This is a genomic window from Mesorhizobium sp. M4B.F.Ca.ET.017.02.2.1, assembly GCF_003998955.1.
GTDB lineage: Bacteria > Pseudomonadota > Alphaproteobacteria > Rhizobiales > Rhizobiaceae > Mesorhizobium > Mesorhizobium abyssinicae.
On sequence record NZ_RZOF01000326.1, the window covers coordinates 1 to 7,088 of the forward strand.

The following is a 7,088-nucleotide window of genomic DNA, read 5'->3' on the forward strand; positions in this document are numbered from 1 at the left end:
CGCCTTGCGCGATCAGTTCCGCCTCGGTCTGGCGGATCAGCTGGTTCTCATAGAGGCGGAAGAAGAACAGGCCGACCAGCGGCAGCGCCATCACCACGATCAGGATGGCGACCACCACCGTGGCCAGGCGCGGCCGCCATTTCTTGCCGATCCAGTCCCGGGAATTCAGCCGCCGCATCGGCCGAGCCGGAAGCCGACGCCGTGTACCGTCTCGATCGCGTCGGTGCAGCCGGCCGCCGCCAGCTTGGCGCGGATGTTGCGGATATGGCTATCGACGGTGCGCTCGGAGACATGGATGTTGGCGGCATAGGCATTGGCCATCACCGCCTCGCGGGCAAGCACATGCGCGGGGCGGGCGAGGAACCCTTTCAGGATCGAGAATTCGATCGAGGTCAGCGCCAGCGGCTGGCCGTCGAAACTGGCGCCGTGGCTGGACGGCGTCAGCACCAGCCGGCCATGCGCGAACTGCCGCTCGTCGGCCTCGGCCGCAACCGGGCGGGCGCGCCGCAGGATGACGTTGACGCGCGCGACCAGCTCGCGCGGGCTGAACGGCTTTGTCACATAGTCGTCGCCGCCCATTTCGAGCCCGAGGATGCGGTCGATCTCTTCATCCCGCGCCGACAGGAACAGCACCGGCACATCGGATGTCTGCCTCAGCCGCCGGCACACTTCCAGCCCATCCATCTCCGGCATGCCGATGTCGAGCACGACGAGGTCGGGCGCGCGGCACTCGACCGCCTGCAGGGCGGCAGCGCCGTCGGCGACGCCTTGCGTCCTCATGCCGGCCTTTTCCAGCGCGAAGCAGATGATCTCGCGGATATGCGGATCGTCATCGGCGACGAGGATTTGATGCGGCATCGATCAGTAGCCCGGCACGGAAGGTTGCGAAGGCTGAGGAACCACGAGCGGGCCTCTTTTGTCGAGAGTGCGGATGAGCCGCCAGTCGCGAAAGCTCCAGGCGCGCCAGTTTTTCTGTTCGGCGCGGTAAGCGGCCTCGTCCCCGGCGTGCGCGATGGCGAGGTCGCGCCGGCAGGGCTCATCGGTAGCGGGCGCGCTCGCCTGGTGCGCGAGGAACCGGTCGAGCGCTGGCAATGCGCCCGGGCCGAGCGAGCGCAGATACTGCGTGTCCAGCGGAACGCCTAGCCCGGTCATCTCGTAGGAATGGTCGACATTGTAGTTGGCGATCAGCGCGGCGAAGTTGACGTAGCAGCATGCATAGAGCGTCGCCGATAACGTCAGAAGATTGGCGGAGAGCAGCCATTCGCTGGATTTTCCGAGCGCGATGCGGGCGATGATGAGCGCCAGGCCCGCCGCCACCAGCCCCATCCAGACGAAGGCGGCGATGCGCAGATAGGTCAGCGCATAGATGCCGATATAGAGGTCGAGCCTCAGCATCGAGGAGATGACCAGTATGATGTTCTGCGCCACCCAGGCGTAGACAAGCCGGCGGATCAGCGGATCCCCGGAGGTTTCGCTGCCGGGCCTCAGCGCCGCGAGCACGAAGCCGGCGGCAAGCAGCGCGGTGACGATCAGCGGATAGGCGCCGCGATGCGCGTAAGCGGCATAGGTCAGCCCGTCCGGCAGCGCCACTCCGACCCACAGATAGGTGGCGTCGAGCCCAGTCTGCATCGCGAACAGAAGGTTGAACACCACCAGCGCGCGCAGGATCGCCGCCTTGCCGAAGAGGATGTCCTCGATAGTTGTCTTTGCCGGCACCGCTGGTTCCGCGCGGGACCGCGCCGGCCGAGGCAGGCGGCGGAGGAAGCGCGGCAGGCGCGGCCGCAGGAAAGCCCAGACGCCGGCGAGCACGGCCAGCCAGAAGATCAGCCGCGGCAGCTGGATCAGGTTGAGCAGGGCGAACAGGTCAATCAGCGAGAACCAGTATTCGATGACCGGATTGGCGGCGCCGAACAAGGCGAGGAAGACGAGGCCGAGGCCGAGCGGCATCGCCCATACGGCGATCGCCGCCAGCCGGATGCGCCGCCGGCCATGATGCCTGGCCGCCTTGCGCCAGCGCAGGAAGTCGCCCAGGAAGCGGAACGGCGCGGCGATTAAGAAGGCTACAAGCTGCCTGGCGATGCGGGCAACGCCGGAGCGCAGCCGCCCGGCGAGCGAAAGCGCGAACACCGCCATTGCCGCCAGCGCGACCGAGACCGAGAGCGGACTGACATTCTCGACCAGCGGCAGCAGCGCGCAGAGCAGGGCGGCCGGCCTGATCCAGAGCCAGCGGTCGTTGGAAGCGAGGGGCAGGGGATTGAGGGCCGCAACCGCGGCGGCGAGCGCGATGCCGAACAGGAACCACGTGATGCCGGCTGGCTGGCCATAGAAGAAAAAGTCCGCCAGCGCGACCAGTAGGACGGCAACGCCGAAGCGCCGGCAGTAGCTCGGCACCGGCGCGAGGAGATCTGTCATGAGCGGGTTTTCCTCGCTTTGGCCGGGGCGTGGCGCGGCGGCGATCTGGGGACGACTGGCAACAGCGTCGCGGTCGGCCGCGCCTTCGGGGCCAGCCACCAGCCATCGCTGCGCAGCCGGTAGGGCAGGGACCAACGGGGATTTTCGCGTGCTTGCATGCGGCCTGTCTCGCAAGCAGGCGAGGAGAGAGCGGGGCGGGCCGCCTGAGATTTTCAGCAATGATTTGCAGATTTCGTGCAGGGCAAATCGCTTCAAATTGCGCTGGCCCCGCGCCCGTCCCAAACGTTGGCGCCGCCCCTCATCGCCCTGCCGGGCACTTCTCCCCGTATAACGACGGGGAGAGGGGCGCTGTCATCGCCGAGTTCGCCAATCGCCAGCGTTGCAGAAAAAACGCCAGGGCCGCGGCCAGCCCCTTCTCGCCGTCACTATACGGGGAGAAGTGCCCGGCAGGGCGATGAGGGGCGGCGCCGACTTCCGACGATTGGCTGCGCCGCACGGCTTGCCTCCATTGTCCACAGGCGGCATAGATCGCGGATGCAAACCTACCGCCCGCGCCGTTCGGTGCTCTACATCCCGGCCTCCAATGACAGGGCGCTGGCCAAGATCGCGACGCTTGCCTGCGATGCCGTGATCATCGACCTGGAAGACGCCGTGCCGCCCGCCGACAAGGTCGCGGTGCGCGAAAAGCTGGCGGGCATCCTGACCGAACGTCCGAACCGGCGCTGCGAGATGATCGTGCGCGTCAACGCGCTGGGAACCGAATGGGGCATCGACGACGTGCTGGCGGCGGCGAAAGGCGAGGCCGACGGCATCCTTTTGTCCAAAGTCGTCACGCCGCGCGAGGTGCTGGAGGCCGGCGACCTGCTCGACGACAATTTCGCGCCGGACACGGTGAAACTATGGGCGATGGTGGAGACGCCGAAGGCCCTGCTCAACATCGGCGCGCTTGCCGAACTCGGCCGCGACCCGGCCTCGCGGTTTACTTGTTTCGTTGCCGGAACGAACGATCTGGTCAAGGAGACCGGCGTCCTGGCAACGCCGGACCGGCGTTATCTCATGCCCTGGCTGATGCAGTTGGTGCTGGCCGCGCGTGCCGGCGGTCTCGATGTGCTGGACGGCGTCTTCAATGATTTTCGCGATGCCGATGGCTTTGCCCGCGAATGCGTGGAAGCCGCCGCCATGGGCTTCGACGGCAAGTCGCTGATCCATCCGGCGCAGATCGAGGCGGCGAACCGCGCCTTCGCGCCGGCGCCCGAGGCTCTTGCGCAGGCGCGCGCGGTGAAGGCGGCCTTCGCGCTTCCCGAAAATGCCGGCAAGGGCGTCATCGCGCTCGATGGCAGAATGGTCGAGCGGCTGCATCTCGCCCAGGCCGAGAAACTGCTGGCGAAGGCCGCCGCCATCGGCGCATGATGGTCCTAAACGAAATCACCCACCACAGAGACGAACCATGAAACTCTACCGCTTCCTGTCCGCTCCCGACGATTCCAGCTTCTGCCACAAGGTGACGGCGGCGCTGAACAAGGGCTGGCACCTGTTCGGCTCGCCGACCTACGCCTACGACAAGAAGACCAAGTCGATGCGCTGCGGTCAGGCCGTGGTGAAGGATGTCGAGGGCCACGACTACACGCCCGACACCAAGCTGAGCGATTGGTAGACGCGGGATTCCAGCCGGCACCCTTCCTCTCCCTCCGGAGGGGGGAGAGGTGGCGCTGCGAAGCAGCGACGGAGTGGGGGAAGCCGGTCCTCAAAATGCGGCGGCGCCGCCAATTCACCACAGCGCCTCAGTCAAGGCGCGACACCGCCCAGGCTTGAATAGCAACGCCCGGCAGGTCGACCCCCACTCCGTCGAGCTTCGCTCGACACCTCTCCCCGATTGACGGGGGAGAGGAAAGGCGCGATGCGGTTTCGCGAAAAGGCCCTAGGCCGTCTGCTCCGCCGCTTCCTCGATCCGCTCCATGTCGTCGTCCGACAGGCCGAAATGGTGGCCGATCTCGTGGATCAGCACGTGGGTGACGATGTCGCCCAGCGTCTCCTCGTTCTCGGCCCAGTAGTCGAGGATGGCGCGGCGGTAGAGCGTGATGCGGTTCGGGCCCTCGCCGGTCTGCGGGTTCCAGCGCTCGGCGATGCCGCGCCCCTCGAACAGGCCGAGCAGGTCGAACGGCGTTTCCAGCGACAGATCGTCCATGATCTCGTCGGTCGGGAAGTCGGCGATCTGGATGACGATCTCGCCGGTCAGCTTGCGGAAATCCTCCGGCAGATGGGCGTAAGTCTCCAGCGCCAGGAACTCCATTTCCTCCATCGACGGCGAAAGCTGGTCGTGCCAGGTGCGGGTCTTGTAGATGCGGGCCATTCTTTGTCCTTTGATCCCGGCATATAGGCTTTCGCGCCGGTCGAGGCAAATGATGCGGCAATTCCGTTGCATATCCTTTGCCGCTGCCGGGGAATCGGCTATCCGTCGGTTCCGGCCATGTATCAGGAGCTCCTCATGCCGGACCTTTCCACCCTTGGACTTTTCGCCATTGCCTGCCTCGCTTTGACCGCGACGCCGGGGCCGGACATGCTGTTGATCGCTTCCCGCAGCGCCAGCCAGGGGCGCGCGGCTGGCCTGGCGACCTATGTCGGCATCGCCGCCGGCACCTATTGCCATGCGCTGGCCGCTGCCTTCGGCCTGTCGCAACTGTTCCTTGCCGCGCCCATCGCTTACGACATCGTGCGTTACGCCGGCGCTGCCTATCTGGCCTATCTCGCCTGGAAAGCGTTCCGCTCCGACGGGGCAGCGCTTGCGCCGGTCGCCGGCCTTGCGCGCCACTCGCAAGCGCGCATCGTCCGGCAGGGGCTGTTGACCAATCTCCTCAACCCGAAGATGGCGCTGTTCGTGCTGGCGCTGTTCCCGCAGTTCGTGCAGCCGCAGGCCGGGTCCGTGGCGGGGCAGATACTGGTGCTCGCAACAGTGCTCAACCTGATCGGGCTGGTCGTCAACGGCCTGGTCATCCTGACCGCCAGCCGGATCGGCGCGGCATTGTCGAGACGGACGCGGTTTCAGCGGGCGCCGCAGCTGTTGCTGGGAACCGTCTTTGCCGGGCTTGCGGCCCGGCTGGCCTTCGGTGGCCAGCGCTAAAGCAATTCCAGGAAAACTGTGAAGCGGTTTTCCATCCGGATTGCGTCAAACGAAAGCGCACAATGACAGAGGAATAAATTCACAATGACTCTGCTTGACTCTTCCGGCACCCTCTGGAATCTATAGGAACATAACAGGAACAATGCTGCTGAAAGTTGACCGTCATGGCGATGACCGCCGTGGCGCGGGAGACTGTTTTTGCCCTGCGCCGCCAGATCGCGAAGATCGAGGGAACGCTGCCCGAGCGCCTGGCGGCGCCGGCCGGCGCGTCGCCTGATGACCGCGACATCGCCGATGTCACGGTGGTTCGGCGCGGCCTTGCCGTTGCCGCGCCGGATGCCTTCCTGCGCACCGGCATCGAGCCGCTCGACGACGCCCTCGGCGGCGGCCTGCCGAAGGCGGCGCTGAGCGAGATCCATGGCGTCGAGACCCGCGACGCCGGAGCCGTCGCCGGCTTTGCCCTGTCGCTTGCCGGCCTGATCCTGACGCGGCAGCCGGGACTGCCGGTGCTGTGGGTCGGCACCTCGGAAATCTTCCGCGAGGCCGGCTTCCCCTATGCCGGCGGACTTCGGAGCCTGTTTGGCATCGCGCCCGAGCAATTGCTGTTTTCCGAGACGCCGAGGCTGCTCGACGCGCTGTGGATCGCCGAGGAAGCCGCCCGCATGACGGCGCTCGCCGCCGTCATCCTCGAAATCCGCGGCAGCCCGCGGCCTCTCGACCTCACCGCGACGCGGCGTTTGCACGCCCGCGCCCAGGACGCCGGCCGGCCGGTGTTGCTGCTGCGCCAGGCTGGCGAGGCCGAGCCGACCGCCGCGCCCGTGCGCCTCATCGTGTCGGCCGCGCCCTCGGCAAGCCGCGCGACGATCGCCGGGCCGCTGGCCGGCTCGATCGGCCGTCCCGCCTTCACCGTCAACATCGGCAAGAGCCGCACCGCGCTCCCCGGACAATTCACACTGGAGTGGAACCCCGATGAACATGTTTTCGAGGAAAGAAGGACCCAGGAAGAACGGGCAACGAATCCTGTCGCTGTGGTTTCCGCATCTCGCCGCCGACCGCATCCTGCGCCAGCGTCTGGGGCGGTCCTGGCGTTCCCGGCCGTCGCAGCACCTGCCTCTGGTGATCAGCCACCGCGACATGAACGCCCAGCGCATCGCCGCCCTCGACGAGCGGGCTGAGGCGCTCAGGCTGAAGCGCGGCATGGGCATCGCCGACGCGCGCGCCATGCACCCGACGATCGACATCGTCGAGGCCGATCCAGAGGCCGACCGCCGCCTGCTCGAGGGCCTCGCCGACTGGTGCGACCGCTACACGCCTTTGGTGGCGATCGACGGCGCCGACGGCCTGTTCCTCGACGTCACCGGCTGCACCCATCTGTTCGGCGGCGAACGCGCCATGCAGGACGAGATCCTGTCGCGCTTCCTTGAGCAGGGTTTCGATGTCCGCGCCGGGCTCGCCTCGACCCCGGGCGCCGCCTGGGCGGCGGCGCATTTTCACGGCGACCGCATCGTCGCCGGCGGCGAGGAGGAGACGCTGCTGGCGCCCTTGCCGCTCTCGGCAC

The 7,088-nt window shown here is 67.0% G+C and carries 8 protein-coding genes and 1 pseudogene; 5 read left to right on the top strand and 4 right to left on the bottom strand.

Features of this window, described 5'->3' with window-relative positions; translation table 11 throughout:
- The 3 genes and pseudogenes from EN738_RS36455 to EN738_RS27785 form a co-directional block, all read right to left on the bottom strand.
- Positions 1-178 (bottom strand): annotated as a pseudogene (locus EN738_RS36455) (two-component sensor histidine kinase); the annotation flags it as partial.
- Positions 166-858 (bottom strand): response regulator transcription factor, encoded by a 693-nt coding sequence (locus EN738_RS27780; protein ID WP_127286461.1) that lies wholly within the window; start codon positions 856-858, stop codon positions 166-168. The gene EN738_RS27780 and the pseudogene EN738_RS36455, both read right to left, overlap by 13 nt.
- 3 nt (positions 859-861) lie before the next feature.
- Positions 862-2,412, bottom strand: coding sequence for a DUF4173 domain-containing protein (locus tag EN738_RS27785; protein WP_127286462.1), 1,551 nt, complete (start codon positions 2,410-2,412; stop codon positions 862-864).
- Between the two features lie 534 nt (positions 2,413-2,946).
- Between EN738_RS27785 and EN738_RS27795 the strand changes: the two genes are divergently transcribed.
- A complete protein-coding gene (locus EN738_RS27795) occupies positions 2,947-3,822 on the top strand; it encodes a CoA ester lyase (protein WP_127286463.1) in 876 nt (291 codons plus the stop codon).
- A 37-nt stretch (positions 3,823-3,859) separates the two neighbouring features.
- Positions 3,860-4,066 carry a DUF1737 domain-containing protein gene (locus EN738_RS27800; protein WP_127286464.1) on the top strand — a complete coding sequence of 69 codons (207 nt, stop codon included), beginning with the start codon at positions 3,860-3,862 and terminating at the stop codon, positions 4,064-4,066.
- A gap of 264 nt (positions 4,067-4,330) precedes the next feature.
- Here the strand turns inward: EN738_RS27800 and EN738_RS27810 are convergent, their stop codons facing one another.
- Positions 4,331-4,762, bottom strand: a complete 432-nt coding sequence (locus EN738_RS27810; protein WP_127286465.1) for a metallopeptidase family protein — start codon at positions 4,760-4,762, stop codon at positions 4,331-4,333.
- Positions 4,763-4,897: 135 nt separating this feature from the next.
- On the opposite strand from EN738_RS27810, the gene EN738_RS27815 reads away from it, so the two are divergent.
- The 3 genes from EN738_RS27815 to EN738_RS27825 form a co-directional block, all read left to right on the top strand.
- Positions 4,898-5,530: a LysE family translocator gene (locus tag EN738_RS27815; RefSeq protein WP_127286466.1), complete on the top strand. Its 633-nt coding sequence runs from the start codon at positions 4,898-4,900 to the stop codon at positions 5,528-5,530.
- Between the two features lie 164 nt (positions 5,531-5,694).
- The gene (locus tag EN738_RS36460; RefSeq protein ID WP_127286467.1) at positions 5,695-6,705 is read left to right on the top strand and encodes a hypothetical protein; all 1,011 of its coding nucleotides are present in this window, start codon (positions 5,695-5,697) and stop codon (positions 6,703-6,705) included.
- A partial coding sequence (locus EN738_RS27825; protein WP_245494753.1) for a DNA polymerase Y family protein occupies positions 6,665-7,088 on the top strand: 424 nt, incomplete at its 3' end. The genes EN738_RS36460 and EN738_RS27825, both read left to right, overlap by 41 nt.